The sequence below is a fragment of the Stenotrophomonas sp. TWI273 genome, assembly GCF_039674765.1.
Taxonomy (GTDB): domain Bacteria; phylum Pseudomonadota; class Gammaproteobacteria; order Xanthomonadales; family Xanthomonadaceae; genus Stenotrophomonas.
On the sequence record NZ_JBDJOA010000001.1, the window covers coordinates 460351 to 481796 of the forward strand.

Genomic DNA, 21446 nt, shown 5'->3' on the forward strand with positions numbered 1-21446 from the left:
TTCAATAGACATCTCGAACCTCGATCTGCTGCTCGCGCAGGAACTGTTTGAGCGCGGGAATGGCGATGGCCCCACTGTGGAACACGCTGGCGGCCAATGCGCCGTCAACGTCGGCCTGGTCGAACACATCGGCGAAGTGCTGCATCTCGCCCGCGCCGCCGGAGGCGATCAGCGGCACCTGGCACAGAGCACGGGCCTGGCGCAGCTGGGCCACGTCATAGCCGCGACGCACGCCATCGCTGTCCATGCAGTTGAGCACGATCTCGCCGGCCCCCCGGTGCTGTGCCTCCACCACCCAGTCCAGGGTACGGACCGCCACCGCCTGGGTCTTGTCCGGATCGCCGCTGAAGCGGCGCACCCGCCATTCGCCGTCCGCCTCGCGCACCGAATCGATACCGACCACCACGCACTGGACGCCGAAGGCATCGGCCAGCTCCTCGATCAGCTCGGGCCGACCGAGGGCCGGCGAGTTGATCGAGATTTTGTCGGCGCCGGCATGCAGTACGCGCCGTGCGGTCTCCACATCGCTGATGCCGCCGGCCACGCAGAACGGAATGTCGATCAGGCGCGCGATGCGCTCGATCCAGGCCACGTCCACCGCGCGCCCTTCCGGGCTGGCGCCGATGTCGTAGAACACGAGTTCATCGGCGCCCTGGTCGCGGTAACGCATCGCCAGCTCGGCGATATCGCCCATGTCCACGTGATCGCGGAAGCGCACGCCCTTGACCACGCGACCATCGCGCACATCCAGGCACGGAATCAGGCGGCGGCTCAACATGCCAGCGCTCCTTCCAGGGTCATGCGCCCCTCCAGCAATGCCTTGCCGAGGATCGCCCCGCCGCAGCCGACCGCCTTGGCCTGGGCGACATCGTCGGCATCACGCACGCCGCCAGAGGCCTGCACCGCCACGCCGGGAAGCAGTGTGGCCAGATGCTGGTAGAGATCGATGTTCGGCCCGGACAGCATGCCGTCGCGCGCGATATCCGTGCACAGCAGGTGCTGCATGCCGGCCTCGGCGTAGCGCTGGGCCAACACGTCCAGCGTGTCCTCGGCGGTCTCGGTCCAGCCATGCACCGGTAGCAGCCAGCGGCCATCCTCGGCCTGGCGCGCGTCAAGCGCGATGGTCAGCCGGTCCGGGCCGAACTCGCGCAGCCAGCCGATCACCGTCGCCGGTTCGCGCACCGACACCGAGCCGACCACCACGCGGGTGGCACCGGCGTCGAGGATGCGCGCGACGTCATCGCGCGAGCGCACACCGCCGCCGGTCTGCACCTTCAGGCCGGTCTGCGACGCGATCGAGGAGAGCAGCGGTGCCAGCGTGTAACCACCGGCACGGGCCGCATCCAGATCCACCAGGTGCATCCAGCCCGCGCCCGCCGCGGCAAAGGCCTGCGCGCGCGGCAGCGGGTCATCGCCGTAGGTGGTCTGTTGCGCGTAGTCACCCTGCAGCAGCCGTACCACGCGGCCTTCGCGGATATCCAGGGCGGGATAGACGATGAAACTCATGTCGGTTCGTTCTCGATGAAATTGCGCAGGATGCGCGCGCCGGTATCGGCCGAGCGCTCCGGGTGGAACTGGGCGCCACTGTGCCGGCCGCGCTGCACGACGGCCGCGAACAGCCCGCCGTGATCGCACGCCGCCACGGTGTCTTCGCCCAGGGGGGCGGCGTAGCTGTGGACGAAGTACGCGCTGGCCCGGGCCGGCACGCCCGCCAGCAGCGGCGACGCGCGCAGGGGCAGCAGCCGGTTCCAGCCCATGTGCGGCACACGGATGCCGGTGGCAGGACGCAGGTGGCGAACGACCCCGGGCAACAGGCCCAGGCATTCGACATGGCCCTCTTCAGAGCCATCGAACAGCAGTTGCATGCCCAGGCAGATCCCAAGCAGCGGTACCTGCAGCTCGCGCAGCGGCTGCACCAGACCCTGCGCATGCAGACGCGCCATGCCGTGCGGGGCCGCGCCGACGCCGGGCAGGATCACCCGCGAGACACCTTCGAGCCCCTGCGCATCGCGCACCAGCCGCACCTGCACGCCCAGCCGTTCCAGCGCATAGCGGACCGAACCGAGGTTGGCTCCACCCGCATCGATCAGCGCAACCTCGGTCACAGTGCCCCCTTGGTGCTCGGCAGCGCGGTGCCCTGCCGCGGCAAGGCCTGGCGCAGCGCGCGCGCCAGCGCCTTGAAGCAGGCCTCGACCTTGTGGTGGTCGTTGTCGCCGCGCACGCTCAGGTGCAGATTCAACCCGGCCGCATCACACAGCGAGCGGAAGAAGTGCGGCACCAGCTCGGTCGGCATGTCACCCACGCGCTCGCGCTTGAACTCGCCTTCGAACACGAAATACGGGCGGCCGCTGAAATCCAGCGCGGCACTGGCCAGGGTCTCGTCCATCGGCAGGGTGAAGCCGTAACGGCCGATGCCACGCTTGTCGCCGAGTGCCTCGCGCAGGGCCTGGCCCAGCGCCAGGCCGGTGTCTTCAATGGTGTGGTGCTCATCGATGTGCAGGTCGCCCTCGGCCTGCACACTCAGCGCGAAGCCGCCGTGCTTGCCGATCTGCTCCAGCATGTGATCGAAGAACGGCAGCCCGGTGTGGGTCTGCGGCTCGGCGGTGCGGTCCAGATCGACGTCAACCCGGATCTTCGTTTCCTTGGTATTGCGCTGCACGGTGGCGCGGCGCGGCGCATCGGCCAGCTCATGCGCGATCGAGGTCCAGTCCCAGTCGCCGCCGAACTGCTCGGTGCGCAGCTGGAAACCGCGGATCTTCATGTTCTCGGCGAACTGGATATCGGTCAGGCGGTCGCCCACCATCGCCGAGCGTGCCCAGTCGATGCTGCGGTCCTGCAGATACGGCAGCATCAGGCCGATGCCCGGCTTGCGGGTCGGTGCGTTGTCCTGCGGCCAGGTGCCGTCGATCAGTACGTCACGGAAGGTGATGCCCTGGCTGGCGAAGATCTGCAGCATCAGGTCGTTGGGGCCATCGAAGCTGGCCTGCGGATAGCCTTCGCTGCCCAGGCCATCCTGGTTGCTGACGATCACGAACTGATAGCCCGCATCGCGCAGCTTGAGCATCGCCGGGATCACATCGCGCACGAAGCGCAGCTTCTCGTAGGCGTCGATCTGGAAATCGGCGGGCTCTTCGATCAGGGTGCCGTCGCGGTCGACGAACAGAATCGGGGTCATGCGGCAGCCCTCCGGGCCATCAGGGCGGCGAGTACGCGGTCGTTCTGTTCCGGACTGCCGAGGGTGATGCGCAGTGCATCGGCCAGCTGCGGCGCGGCACGCTGGTCACGCACCACCACGCCGGCCGCGAGCAGCGCATCAAACGCGCCTTGGGCGTCGGCAAAACGGACCAGCAGGTAGTTGCCCTGCGAGGGATAGACACGCATCACACCGGGCAACGCGGCCAGGCCGGACTGCAGGCGGGTACGTTCGGCTTTGATCTGTGCGATGCGCTGGGTGGTGACGGCCAGACTCTCGGCGCCGAGACCGGCCAATGCCAACTCGGCACAGGGCGCGGGTACCGGGTACGGCGCCTGGCAGCGGCGCAGCAGCTGGATCAGCGCGGCATCGGCGATCAGTGTGCCAATGCGGGCGGCCGCCAGCGCATGCGCCTTGGACAGCGTGCGCAGCACGGCGATGTTCTCGTAATGGCTCAACAGCGTGGTCGCGGACGGCTGCTCGGCGTACTCCCCGTAGGCCTCATCCACCACCACCAGCGCCCTGCCCTGCAATGCCGTGGCCACCCGCTCGATCTCGGCCAGGGTGATCACGCTGCCCGCGGGATTGGACGGCGAGCACAGGAACACCAGCTTGGCGTTGCCCGACAGCGCCGCGGCAATGACGGCATCGATATCGGCGACCAGCGCATCGCCCTGATCGACCAGCGGCACCTCGATCAACGGCGCGTTCTGCAGGCGCGCGCAGACGGCATACATGCCGAACACCGGCGGCGTGGTCACCACCGCATCGCGGCCCGGCTCGCACAGCACGCGTACCAGCAGATCGATGGCCTCGTCGCTGCCGCGGCCGATCAGCAGTTGTTCGGACGAGCAGCCGTACAGCTCGGCCAGCCGATCACGCAGCGCCGCTGGCTGCGGGTCGGGATAGCGGCGCGCGCCACCGGCGACGTCGGCCGGATTGGCCCAGGCCGATTCATTCGCGTTGAGCCAGACATCCCCGACCAGCGCACTGCTGCGCGCCGAGGAATAGCCGGCAAACGCCTGCAGGTCGGCACGGGCCAGGGACAGGATGGAGGCAGTGCTCATGCGGCCGCCTCCATGCGCAGGGTCACCGCGTTTTCGTGGGCGTCCAGGCCTTCGGCGCGGGCCAGCACGCGGGCACACTCGCCGATCGCCGCGATGCCAGCGGCCGTGGCCGACTGCACGCTGATCAGGTTCTGGAAGCTGGCCACGCTGACGCCGCTGTAGGCGCGGGCAGCGCCGGCGGTCGGCAGCACGTGGTTGGTGCCACTGCAGTAATCGCCGAGCGCTTCGGGGGTGTAGTCGCCCAGGAACACCGACCCGGCCGCGTCAACCTTGTCCAACCACGCGCGCGGCTCGCGCAGCGCCAGGATCAGGTGCTCCGGCGCATACCGGTTGCTGATCGCGAAGGCGTCGTCCAGCGAATCGACCAGGATCAGGCGCGAGGACGCCAGCGCCTGCGCGGCGATTTCCGCACGCGACAGCTGCGCCAGCTGCGCTTCAACCGCCGCCTCGACCCGGTCCACCATCGCCGCGTCGTCGGTCAGCAGCAGTACCTGCGAATCCGGGCCGTGCTCGGCCTGCGAGAGCAGATCGGCGGCGACGAACGCCGGCGTGGCACCCGCATCGGCAATCACCAGCACTTCGGACGGCCCGGCCGGCATGTCGATCGCCGCGGCACCGTCCTGGGCGACCTGCTGCTTGGCTTCGGTCACGTAACTATTGCCCGGGCCATAGAGCTTGTCGCACGCCGGCACGCTGTCAGTGCCATACGCCATCGCCGCGATCGCCTGGGCACCGCCCAGCTTGAACACGCGGTGCACGCCGGTCAGGCGTGCGGCCACCAGCACGGCCGGATCGGCACTGCCGTCCTTGCGTGGCGGCGTGCACAACACGACTTCCCGGCAGCCGGCCAGCTGTGCGGGCACCCCCAGCATCAGCGCGGTGGACGGCAACGGCGCGCTGCCGGCCGGCACATACAGACCCACCCGACCGATCGGCCGCACCACGCGTTCGCAACGCACGCCGGGCGCGGTCTCGACCGCATAGCCCTGGGTCATTCCGGCCTGGTGGAAGGTACGGATGCGCGCGGCCGCATCGATCATCGCCTGGCGCAGCTCGGCCGAGACGGCCTGCTCGGCGGCGGCGAACTCCGCCTCGCTGACCTCGAAGGTCGCCGGTGCCACGCCGTCGAAGCGCAGGGTGATCTCACGCAGTGCGGCATCACCGCCCTGGCGCACTGCCGCGATCAACGCGGCAACGGACTCACGGGTGCGCGCCGCCACGGCCTGGACCGGGCGTTGCAGCGCCTGCGCCTGGGCGCCGGCATCCAATTGGGACCACGTCAAACGATTCATGCCAGCGACCGCTCCACACTCAATACCATCAAGCCCTGCGCACCCGCGCGCTCCAGGTCCTCCAACCGCTGCCAGGTCAACGCACCGTGGCACATGGTCTGCAAGCGCAGGTGGCCGCCGTCATCGGGCAACTGCACCAGCGGATCGGCGTCGGGCAGCAGGCGGGTCAACTCGGAGACCCGGTCCAGCGCGGCGCGGAACATCAGCAGCTTGCTGTCCTGCACGTTCACCACGCCATCAAGGCGACGCAGCAGCATCGCCATCAGACCGGCGCGGGCGTCATCAGGCGTGCGGACCGGGCCGGCCAGCACCGCCTCGCTTTCCAGCAGGGTTTCGACCGGCTTGAGCTGGTTGGCGGCCAGGGTGGCGCCGCTGGACACCAGATCGCAGATCAGGTCGGCGGTGCCCAGGCGCGGGGCGATTTCGACCGAACCCGACAGCTCGACCACCTGGGCATCCACGCCGCGCGCGGCCAGCCAGTCGGCCAGGATCGCGGGGTAGCTGGTGGCGATGCGCTTGCCGGCCAGCTGCTCCACGCCCGTCCATTCCCACTCCTCCGGCACCGCCAGCATCAGCCGGCACTGGCCGAAGTTCAGCCCGCGCAGCGCCTGGTAGGCATCCGGCAGGCCGATCCGGCGGCGGGCGGCGCCCTGCTCGTCCAGCTCGTTGCGGCCGACGATGCCGAAATCGCAGACGCCATCGGCGATCAGGCCAGGGATGTCGTCATCGCGGACCAGCAGCAGGTCCACCGGCAGCGACTCGCCGTAGCAGAACAGCTTGTCGCGGCTCTGCCGCCAGCTCAGCCCGCAGGCGGTCAGCAGGCTGCGGGCGGGCTCGGCCAGCCGCCCGTTCTTCTGGATGGCGATACGCAGCCGGTCACGTGCCGGGGCGGTCTGGGTTGCACTCATGGGGAGGCTCACTTACTCGGATTCGGGAGAGGACGGCGTGGCGGCAATGGCGGCGGCATAGCCGCCGTGGCCATGCTCCAGCGAACGCGCCACGCGCCCGGTGGTGGTCACGCTGACGCCGGTCAGTTCGTGGATTTCGCGATACGGCACGCCCTGCTGCAGCAGCGGCACCACCTTCCAGCGGTCCGACAGCGCCTCCAGTTCGGCCGGGGTGCACAGGTCGCGCAGGAACGCGGTGACCTGCTCGGCGCTGGACAGCGCGGCGAAGGCCGCAGCCAGGCAGGCCAGATCGGCCTGGGCGTCTTTTTCTCGGGGGACGGGGCGTAGTTTCATCGTATCAATGTAATAGCGTGCTATTACATTAGCGCAAACGAAGCTCCAGGGTCAAACCGGGTGGCTGCTCGGATCAGGTTGGTTCAGGGGCGGGAACGAAAAACGCCCGCGGAGCGGGCGTTTGTTTTGGGTATCGGGCGTTCATCGGCGTACCGACCAACGGTCGGTACCTACCGGCACGTTACCTCGGCGCGGAGGGCGCCGCTGCGCAGGCACTCGCCGAACAGGCTGCCCTGGCGGCTCGGGATGGACTGGACGGCCTGCAGCTCCCCTGCCCCGTCCGGGCACTTCTTCCCGGCCAATCCGCGCAGGTCACGCTGCAGCTGCTCCCGGTCGATCACGTGGCAGCGGTCGACCGTCAGCCGGTACTGGCCCGGACCGATCCGCTGGCCATGCAGCGCAGGATCGGTCCGGCACGCGGTCAGCAGGAGCAGCAGCGTTGCCGCCACCCCCAGCCGCCTCACGGCATGACCTTGGCCTGCTCCAGTTCCACCTGCAGGGTGCTGGCCAGTTCCTCGCGCGAGACCTCGAACTGCTGCTCGCGCAGCAGATCCTTGACCGCGACCACGCCACGCGCCAGCTCGTCGTCACCGGCCAGCACGACGAAACGAATGCCGGCCTTGGCCGCGTACTGGAACTGCTTGCCGATCTTCTTCGGCTCCATCTGCACTTCGGCGTTGATGCCACCGGCGCGCAGGCGGCGGGCGATATCCAGCGACTGCGGCAGGCTGGCGTCGTCCATCAGCGCCACCAGCGCGTGCACGCTGCTGTCTTCAATCCCGGCGATCAGGCCGGCTTCGCGCAGCTGCCAGAACAGACGGGTCAGGCCGATGGAAATGCCCACGCCCGGCAGCTTGGACTTGCTGTAGTGGCTGGCCAGGTCTTCGTAACGGCCACCGGAGCAGATCGAGCCGATCTGCGGGTGGTCGGTCAGCGTGGTTTCGTACACGGTGCCGGTGTAGTAATCCAGGCCGCGCGCGATGGAGAAATTCAGGCAGTACGCGGTTTCCGGCACGCCCAGCGCCTTGACCAGCTCCAGCACTTCGCGCAGTTCGGCCACGCCCACCTTCAGCGTCTCGCTGGCAGCCGGATCGGCCAGCAGCGCGTCCAGCTGCGCCAACGCGTCGGCGTGGCTGCTGGAGCGGACCGCCACGAAGGCCAGGATCCGCTCGACCTGCTCGGCCGGGATCTCAAAGCCTTCGCCCACCAGCGTCTCGCGCACGTAGTCGGGGCCGCGCTTGTCCAGCTTGTCCACTTCGCGCAGCACCGCCAGCTGGCGCTCGCCATCAGCCACGCCCAGGCTTTCAAAGAAGCCGCGCAGCAGCTTGCGGTTGTTGAGCTGGATACTAAAGGCGCCGATGCTGAGCTCGGCGAAGACCGCATGGATCACCGCCAGGACTTCGGCGTCATAGCGGATGCTCAGCGCGTCCTTGCCGATCACATCGATGTCGCACTGGTAGAACTCGCGGAAGCGACCGCGCTGGGCACGCTCGCCGCGGTACACGCGCTGCATCTGGTAACGACGGAACGGGAAGGTCAGGTCGTGCTCGTGCTCGGCCACGTAGCGGGCCAGCGGCACGGTCAGGTCGAAGCGCAGGGCCAGCTCGGGCAGCGTTTTGTCGCCGGCTTCGGCCGCGTTTGCCAATGCGCCGGTGGACTGCACGAAATACACCTGGCGCTCGGTTTCACCGCCGGACTTGGTCAACAGCACATCGGACAGCTCGAACACCGGGGTTTCCACCGGCAGGAACCCGAACCGCTCGTAGTTGCGGCGGATGACGTCCAGCATGCGCTGGAACGCGATCTGCTCGCGCGGCAGCAATTCCATGATGCCGGGCGGCGTACGGGGCTTGATCACTTGCGGGACTCCTGCGGAAACGGGGGGATGAGCGAGCGGCATATTCTAGCCGCAGCCAGCGCAACGAGCCGCATCCGGGCATCGGGACCGGGCCAATGGCGGCATGACGTATCATAGGCAGGTCCCGCTTGCTGACCTGACATGACCCGGCCCCACTCCGGTACCGCGCTTTCCGCTGTTGAAGACCCCGCCGCCCCCGGTTGCTCGCCGCTGCGGGACTGCCTGCATTGCTCGGTACGGCACCTGGCGGTCTGCTCGGCGCTGTCGCCGGATGAAGTGCAGGCGCTGGAGCGGGTCACCGTGTCCCAGGCACTGCCGCTGGGGTCCACCCTGGCCCGTGCGGGTGAGCCGCGCCAACATGTCTATACGATTACGGCCGGTGCGCTGCGCCTGGTCCGCACGCTGGCCGATGGCCGCCGCCAGATCAGCGGCTTCGTACTGCCCGGCGACTTCCTGGGCTTGAGCGGCAGCGATCACCACCGCTATGACATCGAGGCCATCGCCGACAGCCGGGTCTGCCGCGTGGCCCTGCCGCAGATGAAGGACCTGCGCTCGCGCTTCCCGCACCTGGAGCGCAAGCTGCTGCAACGCGCCTGCCAGGAGCTGGATGCCGCGCAGGATGCCGCCATGGCGCTGGGCCGGCTGCAGCCGGCCGAGAAGGTCGCCGATTTCCTGCTGCGCCTGGCCGCGCGCGAAGCGCTGCTCGGTGAGCCGGGCCTGCGCGTGACCCTGCCGATGGGCCGCGGCGACATCGCCGACCATCTCGGCCTGACCATGGAAACCGTCAGCCGCACCTTCACCAAGCTGCGCCAGCAGGGCCTGATCGCCCTGCCCCATCTGAACACCGTCGAGATCCTGGACGAAGCCGGCCTGCAGAAGCTGTCGGCCGACGAGTCGTACTGACCCCGCCTCACCCGCGTAACAGCACCTCACGCAGCGCCCCATACTCCGGTGCGCACGCTTCGGCCTGCGCGGGCCGCTCCAGCAGCGCGGCCAAGGCCGGCGGCACGTCCAGCACCTGCCCGATCAACGGCTCCACCACCGATTCGAACTTGGCCGGGTGCGCAGTCGCCGCCACCGCCCAATGCCCCTGTGCGCCCGCGGCCCGCAGGTGCTCCAGGCGCGCCACCGCCGTCGCCGTATGCGGGCAGAACACCTCGCCATGCAGGTCATGGCGCCGCTTGATCACTTCGCGGATCGCCGCATCATCCACGGCCTCGGCCGTGAACGCGCCCCGCAGTGCCACGTCATCGTCGTTGTAGAGCCAGCGCAGCCGCTCGAAATTGCTGGGCGCCCCCACGTCCATCGCGTTGGCAATCGTCGCCACGCTGGTTTGTGCCTGGTAGGCCTCGCCATGGAAATAGCGCGGCAACACCTCATTGGCATTGGTCGCCAGCGCGATCTGCCCCAGCGGCAGGCCCATCGCCCGCGCCAGGATCGCCGCCATCGCATTGCCCAGGTTGCCGGTCGGAATCACCAGATTGAGCACGTGGCCGGTCTGCGCTTGATGCACCAGGGCCGCATTGGCGTAATAGCTCATCTGCGGCAGCCAGCGACCCAGGCTGATGCTGTTGGCCGAGCTCAACGGCACTGCGTGCTGCAGCTCGCGATCGCCCAGCGCCTGTTTCACCATCGCCTGGCAATCGTCGAACGACCCGGCGACGCGCAGTGTGTGGATGTTGTCGCCGAAGCACCCCAGCTGATGCGCCTGGCGCGGCGAGACGCGGCCATCCGGGTACAGCACCACGACGCGGATCCCCGGCTGCCGATGAAAGGCCGCGGCAACGGCCGCCCCGGTATCGCCCGAGGTCGCCACCACGATCGTCAACGGTCGCTCACGGCCCTGCTGCAGGCGGGCAAGACACGCCGCGAGAAAGCGCGCACCGAAATCCTTGAATGCCGCCGTCGGGCCATGGAACAACTCCAGCACATGATCATCGGCGGTCGCCAGGGGGCGCAGTGGCGCATCGAAATCGAAGGCCTGCTCGCACAGTTCGGGCAGTGCTCTCTCCAGGGCATCGTCATGGAAATACGGGGCCAGTACCGCCGCGGCGGTCTGCGCGAAGGAACCCTGCGCTGACCAGCTCTGCAGTTGCGGGCGGTGTTCGGGAACGTATAGACCACCGTCGGGGGCAAGGCCGGCGGCGAGCGCCTGGCTGAGCGAGGCGGCGGGCGCGGCGTGACGCGTGGAAACGAACTTCATCGGATATCCCAAAGTAGAAAGAGTGGACGTGTCACAGCACGCGCGCGGCGGGCGCATTCAAGGGTGACACCCAGCCTTGGCTGTCGAAGCCCGCGTCCGCGAACGCCTGCTGGACTGCCGCCTGCGCGGCAAGCGCGGCATCGCGCTGCTCGAACCAGGCAAACACGCTCGGCCCCGCACCGGAGATGCTGGCGCCCATCGCCCCGGCATTCAACGCAGCATCGCGGGCCGCCGCAAACCCGGCGATCAGACCGGCCCGACGCGGCTCGACCAGCACGTCACGCAGGCCGGCACGGACCAGTGCGGCATCGGAGGTGAAGCAGCCACTGAGCACCAGCGCCAGATTCGCGCTCTGCGCGACGAACTCGCCCAACGCGTAATGCCCCTGCAGCGCGGCGCGCGCGCGGCGCGTCTCCAGCACCGCGTCCGGATGCACCAGCAGGCTGTGCCACGCCGCCGGAACCGGCACCGGTACCAGCCGGTCCGCCGTGCTCAGTACCAGCCCGCCCAGCAGCATCGGCCCGAGGTTGTCGCCATGGCGGCCACCACTGGCCACCGCCTCGCCGGTCAGCGCGAACGGATACAGCGCTTCGCGCGACAACGGCTGCGGCAACAGCGCATTGGCCGCGACCAGCGCGGCCACACACGACGCGGCCGAACCGCCCATGCCCGAGCCCAGCGCGATGCCCTTGTCGATCTCCACCTCGAAGCCGAACGGCAGATCCAGCGCGGCACGCAGCGCAATCAACGCCGCACCGGCGGTGTTGTCCTCGGCCACCCGTGGCAGATCCACCGTGGTGCCGCGGATCGCGTGGATGCGAACCACGGGCTCGTCGATCCACCGCACTGTCACAGTATCGCCAACGCCCTCGATGGCGTGCCCAAGGATGTCGAACCCGACCCCCACGTTGCCGACCGAGGCCGGCGCAAACGCGCGTGCTTCCGTCCTCCTGCCCTCACTCACAGACGTGCTCCTTCGCCCACCGCCACGCGCAGCACATCGGCGAACACGCCGGCGGCGGTCACCTCCGGCCCGGCGCCCGGGCCCTGCACCACCAGCGGATTGTTGCAGTAGCGGCGCGTGGTGAACTGCACCACGTTGTCGGTCAGGCGCAGGTTCGCGAAGGCATGCCCGGCCGGCAGCGCGACCAGGCCGACCTCAGCCCCGTCCGGCGTCAGGCGCGCCACATAGCGCAGCACCGCGCCGTCCGCCTTGGCGACTGCCAGGCGCTCGGCGAACACCGCATCGATCTGCGGCAGGCCCGCCATGAAGTCGTCCACACTGGCCTGGCGCAGTGCTTCGGGCACCAGGCTTTCCACGCGCACCTGCGCCAGGCTGAGCTCACGGCCCGCCTCACGCGCCAGGATCACCAGCTTGCGCGCGACATCCACGCCGGAAAGATCATCGCGCGGGTCCGGCTCGGTATAGCCCATGCCACGCGCCTGGCTGACCAGCGCGGAGAACGGCACCTGGCCGTCGTATTTGTTGAACAGCCACGCCAGCGTGCCGGAGAAAATACCGTCGATCGCCAGCACCTCATCGCCGGTGTCGACCAGGTCGCGCAGCGTGGTGATCACCGGCAGGCCCGCACCGACCGTGGCTTCGTAGCGGAAGCGCGCGCCACTGCCAGCCGCTGCCTCGCGGATCGCGTGATAGCGCTCCAGCGGGCCGGCACCGGCCTGTTTGTTCGGGGTGACCACGTGGATGCCTGCGGCCAGCCAGCCGGCATAGCGGTCGGCCACGTCGGCGCTGCCGCTGCAATCGATGATCAGGGCGTGCGGCAGATGGGCGGAGACCAGGTGTTCGGTGAATGCGTCCAGATCGCTCGGCTGCGCCGGGCCGGACAGCGCCGCGCGCCAGTCACCTTTCAGGCCGCGCTCGTCCAGGACCATGCGGCTGCGCGAGGCGACCGCACGCAGGCGCAGATCCACATTGGCGCGGCCGAGCAGCTGTACCTGGGCGGCCTGCAGCTGGTCCAGCAGCGCCGCACCCACATTGCCCGGGCCGATCACACCGACCGAGAACGTCTGCGGCGACAGCCAGAACCCGGCATGCGCCGCGCGCAGCGCCTTGGTCGCATGGCGGCTGTCGACCGCCACCGAGATGTTGCGCTCCGAGGAGCCCTGCGCGATCGCCAGGATGTTCACCTGCGCGCGGCCCAGCGACTCGAACAGGCGCGCGGCCACGCCGGGCTGGCCGGCCATGCCATCGCCCACGGCGGCCAGCACACTCACGTTGTCGGTCAGCTGCACGCGCTGCACCTGGCCCAGACTCAGCTCATGGGCAAAGGCCTGCAGCAGCGATTCGCGCGCCCGCACCGCCTCGGCCTGCTTCACCACGCAGCAGATCGAGTGCTCGGAGGAGCCCTGCGAGATCATCACCACCGACACATGCGCATTGCGCAGCGCCGCGAAGACGCGCTCGGCCGTGCCGGGCACGCCGATCAGGCCGGTGCCTTCCAGGTTGATCACGGCCAGGTCCGGGCTCAGGGTCAGCCCCTTGATCGGACCGGACGCGGTGCGCTCGGCAGTGATGCGCGTGCCTGGATGATCCGGGTGGAAGGTGTTGCGGATGATGATCGGCAGGCCACGCTCGATCGCCGGCGACATCGTCTGCGGGTGCACCACTTTGGCGCCGAAGTAGGCCAGCTCGCAGGCTTCGTCGTAGCTAAGCGCTTCGAGCTGGACCGCCTCGGGCACCACCCGCGGGTCGGCCGAGAGCACGCCGTCCACATCGGTCCAGATGTGCAGCTCGTCGGCGTTGAACAAGGCGGCGAAGATCGCCCCGGAGTAATCGCTGCCGTTGCGGCCCAGCGTGGTGATGCGGTCCTGGCGGTCGCGGGCGACGAAGCCGGTGGCCACGATGCGCGATTGCGGATGCTGCAGGCGCCACTGGGCCAGGCGCTCGGCGCTGCGCGCCCAGTCCACGTCCACGCCCAGTTCACCGCGCTCGATCACCAGCACATCGCGCGCATCCAGCACCGCGCAGTCTTCGCCCAGCGTCTGCAGGTACGTCCCGAGCAGTTGCGCCGAATACACCTCGCCCATGCCCTGCACGCGGTCCAGCACTTCGGTGGGCAGGCCGCCGATCACCGCCAGCGCACCCAGCACCTCGGCCAACTGATCGAAGCGCTGGTCCAGCCACTCCACCGTCGCCCCGGCGTGCTCGCCGAGCAAGGCAACGGCGGCACCGCGATGACGTGCCCGCAAGGCGTGCCACTGTTCGCGCCAGGCCGAGCCGTCTTCCGCGGCCAACGTGGCCACCCCGATCAGTGCATCGGTAACGCCCTTCATCGCCGAGACCACGGTGACCTGCATCGTCTCCTCACGCGCCAGCAGCAGCTGCGCCACATGACGATAGCGCTCGGCATCGGCCACCGAGGTGCCGCCGAACTTGTGGACCACGGTGGTCACGCCGGCCCGCGCGGCGACGGAGACGGCGGGCTGGGCGGAAGGTGGAGCGGAAGCGGCGACAGAAGACATGCTGACCTCGATGGGAGGCCCCGCGTCACATCAGGTTTGAGAGTTTCCCCCGCCACCTGATCTGGGTGCGGGGCCGTGGTTTTCGGAAATTACGCGAAGACGACGGGCCGCACCGGGCGAGTGGTGGCGGTGGTAATGATGGTGGTACCGGTCGACACGGCCTGGCCGCCCGCGGAGGCGGGAACGAGCAGGTAGGCGTGGGCAGCGGTGATGACCATGGATCAAGAAAACTACGCCACCGCCCTGCTTGTCAAGTGCTGCGCTGCAAAAGATCGCGGCACGTAAATCGCGGCCATCGTCGGCCAACAAGTTGCGATTGTGACCATCCAGCCGGGGCAAGGCCTGCCCTACCCCACATGCTCCGCCACCGCCGCAGGGGGCCGATGCGCGTGCGCGCACATCAGCACGCCCGACACCAGGCAGACGATGGCCACCGTTTCCATCAGCGTCGGCCAGCGTTGCTGCCAGGCAAAGCCATACAGCAGGGCGAACAGGGTTTCGAAGACGATCATCTGCCCGGTGAGGGTCAGTGGCAGGTTGCGGCTGGCGCGGTTCCAGCAGGCATTGCCGAGCACCGAGGCGACCACCGCCACGCCCGCGCTGATCAGCCAGAAGTTCAGCCACTCGCCCGGCGGATGCACCGTCGCGCTGGTCAAAAACGCACTGGGCACCAGCACGAGCGCGAGCCCGCCGGTGGTGATGCCGGTCAGCAGCGACCAGTCATGCCCGGACAGATCCGGCCGGCGCGCCAGCCAGCGGCTGTTGCCGATGGAGTACACCGCCCAGGACAGCAACGCGCCGACCGCGCACAGCAGCCCGAGCAACCGGCGCCCGGCCGAGCCCTGCGCATGTTCGGCCATCAAGGCTTCATAGCCCACCAGCGCCACGCCAAGCAGGCACAGCAGCAGCGCCGGGGCCAGGCGACGCAGTGGCACCGCGCCTTCCTCGCGTACGCCGGCCAGGGTCACCACCACCGGGATCAATCCCACGATCAGCGAGGCGGCCGCACCACCGGCCCATTGCACGGCATTGGCCAGCAGCAGGAAGTAGACCAGGTTGCCGGCCAGGCTCAGCCACAACAGACCCCGCCACTCGGCCCAGGCCAGCCGCTCCTTGAGCTGCCGCCAGCGCGGCGCAAGCAGAACGACGGCAATCAGGCCGTAGACCAGATAGCGGCCGGCGGAGAGCTGTACCGCGTTGAAGCTGTGCAGCATCGCCGGGGCCAGGAACACCACGCCCCACAGCGCGCCGGCGGCAATGCCGTTGGCGATGCCCACTCCCATCGATCGTTTCATTGCGGCTCACGCGGTATGCATTGGCCGCGCAGTGTAGAAGCCGCGCACCGCGACGTCTTGACCGAGGCTACTGCCGCCGGAAGGCCTGCGGGGTCAGCCCGGTTTCCCGGCGCAGGGCTCGGGTCAGCGCACTGTGCTCGGAATAGCCGGCATCCAGCGCGATCGTGGCGATGCTGTCGCTGCTGGTGAGCAGCCGGTGCTTGGCCCAGCGCAACCGGCAGGCACTCAGCCACGCCTGGGGAGGCACCCCGAATTCCTGGACGAAGGCCGCATGCAGGCGGCTGCCGCTGATGCCGACCAGCGCGGCCATGCGGGCCACGTTCCAGTCCGCGCCGGGGTTGGCCGAGAGCCGGGTACACAGGGCATGCAGGCGTGCCGCGCTGCCAGCGGGCGCGTACTGTTGCAGCAGGGTCGCGAGCAGACCCTCACTGCCGTGTGCGGGCGCACCGGCCAGGCGCTGGCGCACTCCCTTCGGCAGTGCCAGCCAACGCTGCCGGCGCAGGTGCTCCAGGGTGTGGTCATCGATCACCCCCGCCGGGCAATCGACGATCACCATCAGATGATCGCCATCGCCGGTCTGGGCATGTCCCTCGCCGGGCGCCACGAAGGCCCCCTGCAGCACATCCAGGCGGCCGCCAAACGCATCGACCTCGACCTCCAGATCGCCGCGCAGCGGCAGCACCCATTGCGCAAAGTCATGCCGGTCCACATCGGTGGACGTTCCGTAACACCGCAGGTGGCAGGCGCTGGCGTGCATGGGGATAGTCTGCGCGCTGGGTGAAGGCCGCTGCAAGCGGCGGCGAAACGCCCGCGCATCCGCGTACCATGGCAGCCGACCCGTCCAACATGGAGCGTTCACCGTGGCCTGCACCATCGTTCCTCTCAGTGACCGCCCCGACCTGCTGCCGATCCTGGCCGAGTGGTATTTCCAGGAATGGGGACGCCACGTGCCGGACCTGACCCTGCTCGATCAGCAGCAGCGGCTGGAAGTGTTCCTGCAGGACGACGAGTTGCCCCTGCTGCTGATCGCACTGGATAACGCGGTGCCGGTCGCCGCAGCGCAGCTCAAGTTCCATGAGCGGACCGAGCGCCCCGAACGACTGCACTGGCTGGGCGGCGTCTATGTCCATCCGGCGCACCGCGGGCGCGGCCTGGCCGAGAAAGTCATCGAAGAACTGCTGGTGCGCGGTCGCGCGCTTGGCGTACGCGATCTCTACCTGCAGACCGAAGCCGATGATGGGGGCCTGTATCGCCGGCTGGGCTGGGCACCGCTGGAATCACTGCAGCATGCCGCGGGCATGCCGGTCCGGATCATGGTCCGCAGCGTGGCCGCCGACCGCGTCGACTGAACGCGCGGTTGCGGCACCTTGGTTGAAGAATGAATGCGACGCCGGTGAACGGCGTCAGCGGAAGCGCACCGGCTGCGGTGCCGGGCGGTCGGCCAGCGAGCCGAGCGTGAACGTGTATCCGGCCTCTTCCAGCAGCTTGCGCATGCGCAGCTCCGCGCGCTTGGGATAGGCCAGCGAGGTCGGTGCGTGCAGGGCGTAGGAGGTCGATTTCCCGGGCAGCGTTTCGCGGGTCACCGAGGACTGATTGGTCTCGCACGCGTTGGCCCACAGGTCCATCAGCACCTTCGGGCCGATGGATTGATTGTTGCTGAGACGAAGCGTCAGCCAACGCATGTGTTCCATGACAAATCCAAGCGGCTCTTTGTCCCGAGTATGCACCAATTCCCCCACTACCGTTCGGGGCCGTCCGGTACGCTGGCAGCCACCCGGCAGTGTCGGGCAAAAACGAACAGCCCCGGCGGGGCCGGGGCTGTTCGGGTACCGCTCCAGGAAGCGGACTACTGGCAACCGTGGGGAATCGCCAGCGCACCGCCTGTCTGAAACTCAGTGCTTCATGGCGTGCTTGCGGTCGCGCATGACGGCATGGCATTCCTGCACCTGCGGCAGCAGACGCTGGACTTCCTGGCGCGCGGCCGGCGAGGTGTCGGCGTCGGTCAGGGTGTCCTTGAACGCCTTCAGCAGGCGATCTTCGGATTCTTCCAGCTCGGCCACGTAGCCGTACTGCTTGTCGCCCAGGGTGGCGCGCACCTTGCCGTAGAACTGCTGCATGGAACCGACGAAGGTGCCATGGTCGGCCGGCTTGCCGCCCGCGGCGACAACGGTGGCGCTCAGCGAGCGGACGATCTCATTCTTGACACCGGCGATACGGGTGAAGAGCGCCGCCAACTCGGCATCTTCGACCTTGCCTGCGGCCTCGGTGTAGAACTCCTGGCCATCGCGGGCGATTTCGATCAGGTCGTTCAAGTTATGCGCGGTCTTCGATTCGGTATTCACTGCGATGTACTCCTGTTGGTCCGGTTTGGCCCGTGTGTTGTTGTCGGGGTGAGTCGACTTTTCCGCATCGGCCATGAAGTCGGCGTGACACTGAAATGCGAGTGTTCAGCGAGCTCAACGCACTGCGCGACAGATGTGCACGGCGCGTCGTCGAGGCGCGAAATGCGTGTTACTTCCCTGCCCGTCTGCGCTTGATCCAGGCCAGACATTGCCCGGCAATCGCCGTGAGCAGAATCAGCGAATTGGTCACCACGAAAACGATCGAGCCGGTCGCCGCGCTGTACGCAATGAACAACACCGAGGCCGTGATCTGGCCAACGAACAACCACGTCGATACCGCCTGTGCATCCTCGGCCGTCCACTGCTTCCATATCTGCCGCCACAGCGTGGCGATCAGCACGGCGGTCGCCGCCCAGCCGAGCAGATCAATGGGGGCCATCAGCGCGCCAGCAGTGACAGCGGCGCCACGTCGCCCGCCACCTCATCTGCCGCCAAGCCAACGCGCTGTTCCAGGCGGCGCAGGAAGTCACTGAAACCGTGCGGTGCACGCGCGTGACGGCGTGCGCTGGTCATCACCCGTGGGCTGGCCAGCCGCGCCACCTGCATGCCGGCCCCGTGCATGGCCTGGATCAGCGCGACGTCCTCACCGGTGGCCAGCGGCGCAAAGCCGCCGGACTGCCGATACGCCACTGCGCTGAAGCCCATGTTCGCGCCGTGTACGTGCGGGTGCCCATCCACCGCATGCTCGCCCTGCAGGAACTGCTCGCGCACGGCCTGCGGGTAGTCCAACCAGTCACCCACCGCCACCACGCCACAGAAGGCATTCGCACCACACTGCAGCTGGCGCGCAAGCCAGTCCGGCGGCACCACGCTGTCCGCGTCGGTGCAGCCGATCCAGCGGGCCCCCAGCGCCAACGCGCGCTCACTCGCCGCCGCCCGTGCGACACCGACACACCCGGCGTCCACGCTGACCGCTTCCACGCCCATGCGCTGGCAGATCCATTCCGTGGCATCACGGCACCGATCCAGCGCCACCACGATCACCACCGGCTCGTTGCGCAGGGCCGGATGCAGCGCCGCCACCTGCAGCGACTGCAGGCAGGCCGCGATCATTTGCTCTTCGTTGTGCGCGGGAACGGTCACGGCAATCATCGCAGGCCCTCGCGTTCGGCCACCGAGGTGGTCTCGGCCGACCAGCCTTCCAGCAGCATGTCCTCGTCGCGATACGAGAACAGGCGTGGCAGGCTGTCATCAAACTGCGCGTGCACGAACGCGGCGCTGCAGCGCGCCTGCTCGAACGGCACGCGCCAATGGCAGGCGATCACCACGCCCTGCGGCGTGAGCGATTGAACCACCTGCGCCGCCAGCTGACGCATGTCGTCTTGTGAGAGGTAGTAACCCATTTCACCCACCACGATCAGGTCGAACCTGCCTGCTGGCCAGTCGTGTGGATGACGCGCCTGCTCGACGGAAACGTGCGCGTGGCGGCGGGTCATCGCGCGCGCCGCGGCGACAGCGCCTTCGCTCAGGTCGGTGGCGAGCAGGTGATCGCAGCGCTCGGCCAGGGCCGCGGTCAGCACGCCGTTGGAGCACCCCAGCTCCCAGCCACGGCCAAAGCGCTCGCGCGGCAGGCTGGCCAAGGTGAGCGCGCGCTTGCGCTGCTCGTACCAGCGGGTCCGGTACTGGAAGGGGTCCTCCTTCTCATACAACGCGTTGAAGTAGGCGACATCACTCATCCGATCAATACCTCGTAGTTCCGTTCAAACCGCTGCAGCACAGCGGCAGGCAGGATGGGCTCGCACTCGAGCCCCGCCACCGCGCCGGTCTGGGTCACGAATTGCTGGATCGCGTTGCGCTTGCGGTCCAGCAGGTCGTCCTCCAACGCATAGCGCGTCGCCGGCGCCCAAGCGGACGGTGCCGCCTGCGGGTCCAGCCAATGCCAGCCCCACACCGGGTATTCCTTCAACGCGGCGCCGCGCGCGGTGCAGGCCTGCACGCAGCCACGCGCGACCGCTTCATGGTCCGGGTGCCCATCGAGGCGCCACGGCGCCAGCACCAGATCGTCCGGCTGCAGCAAAGCCGCCAGCTGCTCGCCCATCCATGCCTCGCTGGCCGTCACGGCGCCATCGCCGATGTGCCAGGCAATCCGCGCTGCGCTCGCCAAGCCCAGACAACGCAGCGCATCGTCCAGCTCAGCGGCACGGGCCACGCGCAGCCGCTCGGGCGACCACGCAGGCTGATCGGGATAGCAGGCTTCGCCGTCCGTCACCGAGACCACCGTGACCGCCAGCCCTGTCTGGTGCGCAAGCGACATCAGGCCGCCGCAGGCGAGCACTTCATCGTCCGGGTGCGGCGACACCACCACCAGCCGACGCGCATCGCCGAACAGCGCAGCAGGGGACGCAAGCGGCAGCGACTGCAACCACGGCGATGCTGCCCACTGCGCCTCGGTCACGCCGCCGCCTTCGATCTGACGGTTCACAGCGTCCACGTACGCCCCTCGCGATGCATCAGGTTGCCAAGATGCTGCCAGTCGCGGTCGGCATGGCTCTGGCGGATGAAGACGGTCAGGTCAGCCCAGCGCCGGGCGTGCCCCGGGTCCATGCACATCGGGCCCGGCCCAAGCGCCCTACCGACCCGATCCAGCGTCAGGGAGGCGGCGCGCTCCACCGCACTGCGGGCCCGCACGATCTCACGCTGATGGGGTTGGTCGGGCTGTGCATCGATCAGCGCGGCCAGCTCGCGCAGCAGTGAGGCGCATGGCGACAGCGCCAGATCGATCTCACCCAGCAGGCCGGCCGCCGTGCCCGGTTCGTCGGCGCGCGCGCTGTGCAGCAATGGCTCGGCCAACGCGCTCGCCCCGCCGAACCAGCACGCCGCGATGCCTGCGCCACCATGCCAGAACCCCGGACGCTGCAGATAGGCATCCGCCGCGCCGATCTCGACGGCGGGCACCTGGTCGAAACAGGCGGTCCCACTCGGCACCCGCCCCATGCCCGTGGCCTGCCACGACTGCGGCAGGAAACGCACGTTGGCCCGGCGCACCGGCACCAGGAACAGCCGCGAGCGCCCGTCATCGCGCACCGTCACCAGCGCATGGTCCACCCAGCCGGCACCGGAGCACCACGGCTTGTCACCGGACAGCGTGCCGCTGGCGCGATCAAAGCGCAGGGTCGCCGCCGGCCCTTCTGCCGCCCATACCGCGCCCAGCCGATCGTGGTCCGGCATCGCGGCGCCCAGTTCTTCCAGGATCGCCTGCGCGTCGTAATGTGCTTCCAGCACCTTGGCCAGGCAGAGATCCCGCGCGGCGATATGCGCCAGCGCCTGCCAGCGCAACAGCGTGTCCCCGCTGCCAGGGCGTGGCAACGAGGCTTGATGCTCGATCCAGGCGCGGGCCTGCGCCTGCAGGTCGTCGCCATCGGTCACCGGCGGCGGTGCCGCCGGCGGTACAAGAGAAGCCACGGCATTCATG

Annotated in this window: 25 protein-coding genes; 2 read left to right on the forward strand and 23 right to left on the reverse strand. The window is 68.8% G+C overall.

Annotation, left to right across the window (positions count from 1 at the left end; genetic code table 11):
- Nucleotide 1: 1 nt before the first annotated feature.
- The 10 genes from hisF to hisS form a co-directional block, all read right to left on the reverse strand.
- The gene (gene hisF / locus ABE571_RS01875; RefSeq protein ID WP_346465117.1) at nucleotides 2-778 is read right to left on the reverse strand and encodes an imidazole glycerol phosphate synthase subunit HisF; all 777 of its coding nucleotides are present in this window, start codon (nucleotides 776-778) and stop codon (nucleotides 2-4) included.
- On the reverse strand, nucleotides 772-1506 hold the full coding sequence (gene hisA / locus ABE571_RS01880) for a 1-(5-phosphoribosyl)-5-[(5-phosphoribosylamino)methylideneamino]imidazole-4-carboxamide isomerase (protein ID WP_313211796.1): 735 nt from the start codon (nucleotides 1504-1506) through the stop codon (nucleotides 772-774). Before hisA ends, hisF begins: the two co-directional genes overlap by 7 nt.
- Nucleotides 1503-2105, reverse strand: a complete 603-nt coding sequence (gene hisH / locus ABE571_RS01885) for an imidazole glycerol phosphate synthase subunit HisH (RefSeq protein ID WP_313211798.1) — start codon at nucleotides 2103-2105, stop codon at nucleotides 1503-1505. The genes hisA and hisH overlap by 4 nt, the downstream gene beginning before the upstream one ends.
- Nucleotides 2102-3175, reverse strand: a complete 1074-nt coding sequence (gene hisB / locus ABE571_RS01890; protein WP_070472965.1) for a bifunctional histidinol-phosphatase/imidazoleglycerol-phosphate dehydratase HisB — start codon at nucleotides 3173-3175, stop codon at nucleotides 2102-2104. The genes hisH and hisB overlap by 4 nt, the downstream gene beginning before the upstream one ends.
- Nucleotides 3172-4260 (reverse strand): histidinol-phosphate transaminase, encoded by a 1089-nt coding sequence (gene hisC / locus ABE571_RS01895; RefSeq protein WP_346493072.1) that lies wholly within the window; start codon nucleotides 4258-4260, stop codon nucleotides 3172-3174. Before hisC ends, hisB begins: the two co-directional genes overlap by 4 nt.
- Nucleotides 4257-5552, reverse strand: a complete 1296-nt coding sequence (hisD, locus tag ABE571_RS01900; RefSeq protein WP_346465121.1) for a histidinol dehydrogenase — start codon at nucleotides 5550-5552, stop codon at nucleotides 4257-4259. Before hisD ends, hisC begins: the two co-directional genes overlap by 4 nt.
- Nucleotides 5549-6460, reverse strand: a complete 912-nt coding sequence (gene hisG / locus ABE571_RS01905; protein ID WP_102788409.1) for an ATP phosphoribosyltransferase — start codon at nucleotides 6458-6460, stop codon at nucleotides 5549-5551. The genes hisD and hisG overlap by 4 nt, the downstream gene beginning before the upstream one ends.
- A 12-nt stretch (nucleotides 6461-6472) precedes the next feature.
- Complete coding sequence (locus ABE571_RS01910; protein WP_346482241.1) at nucleotides 6473-6793, reverse strand: YerC/YecD family TrpR-related protein; 321 nt, start codon at nucleotides 6791-6793, stop codon at nucleotides 6473-6475.
- A gap of 170 nt (nucleotides 6794-6963) precedes the next feature.
- Complete coding sequence (locus tag ABE571_RS01915; RefSeq protein ID WP_314404750.1) at nucleotides 6964-7257, reverse strand: hypothetical protein; 294 nt, start codon at nucleotides 7255-7257, stop codon at nucleotides 6964-6966.
- Complete coding sequence (gene hisS / locus ABE571_RS01920; RefSeq protein WP_341986726.1) at nucleotides 7254-8651, reverse strand: histidine--tRNA ligase; 1398 nt, start codon at nucleotides 8649-8651, stop codon at nucleotides 7254-7256. The genes ABE571_RS01915 and hisS overlap by 4 nt, the downstream gene beginning before the upstream one ends.
- A gap of 141 nt (nucleotides 8652-8792) precedes the next feature.
- On the opposite strand from hisS, the gene ABE571_RS01925 reads away from it, so the two are divergent.
- The gene (locus ABE571_RS01925) at nucleotides 8793-9554 is read left to right on the forward strand and encodes a helix-turn-helix domain-containing protein (RefSeq protein WP_019183011.1); all 762 of its coding nucleotides are present in this window, start codon (nucleotides 8793-8795) and stop codon (nucleotides 9552-9554) included.
- A 7-nt stretch (nucleotides 9555-9561) separates the two neighbouring features.
- Here ABE571_RS01925 and thrC read toward each other — a convergent pair whose 3' ends face one another.
- The 6 genes from thrC to ABE571_RS01955 all read right to left on the reverse strand — a co-directional run bounded on the left by thrC (nucleotide 9562) and on the right by ABE571_RS01955 (nucleotide 16389).
- Nucleotides 9562-10854: a threonine synthase gene (gene thrC, locus ABE571_RS01930; RefSeq protein WP_346481220.1), complete on the reverse strand. Its 1293-nt coding sequence runs from the start codon at nucleotides 10852-10854 to the stop codon at nucleotides 9562-9564.
- Between the two features lie 31 nt (nucleotides 10855-10885).
- Entirely contained in the window at nucleotides 10886-11818 is a 933-nt protein-coding gene (locus tag ABE571_RS01935; RefSeq protein WP_346493073.1) for a homoserine kinase, read from the reverse strand.
- Entirely contained in the window at nucleotides 11815-14337 is a 2523-nt protein-coding gene (gene thrA, locus ABE571_RS01940) for a bifunctional aspartate kinase/homoserine dehydrogenase I (protein WP_346493074.1), read from the reverse strand. The genes ABE571_RS01935 and thrA overlap by 4 nt, the downstream gene beginning before the upstream one ends.
- Before the next feature lie 89 nt (nucleotides 14338-14426).
- Nucleotides 14427-14555, reverse strand: a complete 129-nt coding sequence (locus ABE571_RS01945; RefSeq protein ID WP_313211819.1) for a hypothetical protein — start codon at nucleotides 14553-14555, stop codon at nucleotides 14427-14429.
- A gap of 129 nt (nucleotides 14556-14684) precedes the next feature.
- Nucleotides 14685-15632, reverse strand: coding sequence for a DMT family transporter (locus ABE571_RS01950; RefSeq protein WP_313211821.1), 948 nt, complete (start codon nucleotides 15630-15632; stop codon nucleotides 14685-14687).
- Nucleotides 15633-15699: 67 nt separating this feature from the next.
- Nucleotides 15700-16389, reverse strand: coding sequence for an AraC family transcriptional regulator (locus ABE571_RS01955; RefSeq protein ID WP_313218151.1), 690 nt, complete (start codon nucleotides 16387-16389; stop codon nucleotides 15700-15702).
- Nucleotides 16390-16492: 103 nt separating this feature from the next.
- On the opposite strand from ABE571_RS01955, the gene ABE571_RS01960 reads away from it, so the two are divergent.
- Nucleotides 16493-16981, forward strand: a complete 489-nt coding sequence (locus ABE571_RS01960; RefSeq protein ID WP_346493075.1) for a GNAT family N-acetyltransferase — start codon at nucleotides 16493-16495, stop codon at nucleotides 16979-16981.
- 54 nt (nucleotides 16982-17035) lie between these two features.
- Here the strand turns inward: ABE571_RS01960 and ABE571_RS01965 are convergent, their stop codons facing one another.
- From ABE571_RS01965 to ABE571_RS01995, 7 genes are all read right to left on the reverse strand, one after another.
- The gene (locus tag ABE571_RS01965; RefSeq protein WP_046272599.1) at nucleotides 17036-17323 is read right to left on the reverse strand and encodes a hypothetical protein; all 288 of its coding nucleotides are present in this window, start codon (nucleotides 17321-17323) and stop codon (nucleotides 17036-17038) included.
- A gap of 201 nt (nucleotides 17324-17524) precedes the next feature.
- Nucleotides 17525-17974, reverse strand: coding sequence for a PA2169 family four-helix-bundle protein (locus ABE571_RS01970; protein WP_019183020.1), 450 nt, complete (start codon nucleotides 17972-17974; stop codon nucleotides 17525-17527).
- A 169-nt stretch (nucleotides 17975-18143) separates the two neighbouring features.
- Nucleotides 18144-18413, reverse strand: a complete 270-nt coding sequence (locus tag ABE571_RS01975) for a PQ-loop domain-containing transporter (protein ID WP_313218149.1) — start codon at nucleotides 18411-18413, stop codon at nucleotides 18144-18146.
- Complete coding sequence (locus tag ABE571_RS01980; protein WP_346493076.1) at nucleotides 18413-19126, reverse strand: glycosyltransferase; 714 nt, start codon at nucleotides 19124-19126, stop codon at nucleotides 18413-18415. Before ABE571_RS01980 ends, ABE571_RS01975 begins: the two co-directional genes overlap by 1 nt.
- Nucleotides 19123-19719: a class I SAM-dependent methyltransferase gene (locus tag ABE571_RS01985; RefSeq protein ID WP_346465232.1), complete on the reverse strand. Its 597-nt coding sequence runs from the start codon at nucleotides 19717-19719 to the stop codon at nucleotides 19123-19125. Before ABE571_RS01985 ends, ABE571_RS01980 begins: the two co-directional genes overlap by 4 nt.
- The gene (locus tag ABE571_RS01990; protein WP_346493077.1) at nucleotides 19707-20465 is read right to left on the reverse strand and encodes a PIG-L family deacetylase; all 759 of its coding nucleotides are present in this window, start codon (nucleotides 20463-20465) and stop codon (nucleotides 19707-19709) included. The genes ABE571_RS01985 and ABE571_RS01990 overlap by 13 nt, the downstream gene beginning before the upstream one ends.
- Nucleotides 20453-21445 (reverse strand): acyl-CoA dehydrogenase, encoded by a 993-nt coding sequence (locus tag ABE571_RS01995; protein WP_346493078.1) that lies wholly within the window; start codon nucleotides 21443-21445, stop codon nucleotides 20453-20455. Before ABE571_RS01995 ends, ABE571_RS01990 begins: the two co-directional genes overlap by 13 nt.
- Nucleotide 21446 lies beyond the last annotated feature (1 nt).